Origin of the sequence: Moorena sp. SIO3I8 (assembly GCF_010692325.1) — a bacterium.
Taxonomy (GTDB): domain Bacteria; phylum Cyanobacteriota; class Cyanobacteriia; order Cyanobacteriales; family Coleofasciculaceae; genus Moorena.
Window position 1 is genome coordinate 1 of record NZ_JAAHHW010000493.1, and the last position, 1034, is coordinate 1034.

Genomic DNA, 1034 nt, shown 5'->3' on the forward strand with positions numbered 1-1034 from the left:
CTCGGAATCGGTGCAAGTCATTGATGAATCCCCCGATGGTAAGTTTGGCAGCGGTATATTTGCCCAAGCTAATCCAGACTCAACCGGAGATGCAGGTTCCTTGAATATTAATACACAAAGTTTACTGCTTAAGGATGGAGCACAGGTTAACGCCGTTACCTTTGGAGAAGGAGATGGAGGTAATGTGACCATCAATGCCTCGGAACCGGTGCAAGTCCGTGGTAAATCCCCCGATGGTAGTTTTCCCAGCGGTATATTTGTTGAAGCTTTCGAAGACTCAACCGGAAATGCAGGTTCCTTGAATATTAATACACAACTGTTACTGGTTTTCGATGGAGGACGGGTTGGCACCACTATCAACGCCAGCCTGATCGAAAACAGCCTGACCTTCTTACCAGTCAATCAGATTGACACCACTACTTTACTGTCCAATAGCTGCATTTTTCGTAGTCGAGAGCAACCAGGTAGCTTGATCATTACTGGCAGCGGTGGAAAACCCACTGCTCCGGGAAGTGGTACCATTTCACCCTTTGCCACTGGCACAGTGCGCACCATACCCAGTGATGGTAGCTCTAGCTCCAGCACCCAACCGAATCGCCCTTGGCAAATCGGTGATCCGATTGTAGAACCTCAAAAGGTATATCGACTGGCAGATGGACGGCTAGTTTTGAGTCGCGAGTGTGTAGAATAGACTTCTTGCAGAAGTCGGGAACAGGGAACAGCGGATCTGGGAACAGTGGACAAGAATTTACGTAAAGCGATGCAGAGGTGCGACCCGTGGCGAATTTAATTCGCCTACGGAAAAAGCACCATTACGGTCTTGGGGGTTCCCCCCACTCGCTACTTTCATGATTGTTTATCTAAAAAGGAGATTGATGGCGATTGCGCTACGGCCACCCTATGGCATGTGGCAGCCACCACTAAAAGCGTACCCCCTGAAGGCAAAGGCAGGTTTTGGTGTGTCTAGTTTTGGTGTTTCTATCTTAGTGATCTCAGCTCTAAATGGGATGGCTCAATCTACGATTCCTAATTCA

Annotated in this window: 1 protein-coding gene and 1 pseudogene; both read left to right on the forward strand. The window is 48.5% G+C overall.

Features of this window, described 5'->3' with window-relative positions; translation table 11 throughout:
* Positions 1 to 691, forward strand: a pseudogene (locus tag F6K51_RS38140) (hypothetical protein); the annotation flags it as partial.
* 157 nt (positions 692 to 848) lie between these two features.
* Positions 849 to 1034 (forward strand): hypothetical protein (locus tag F6K51_RS38145; RefSeq protein ID WP_293031581.1); only part of this gene is annotated, 186 nt, incomplete at its 3' end.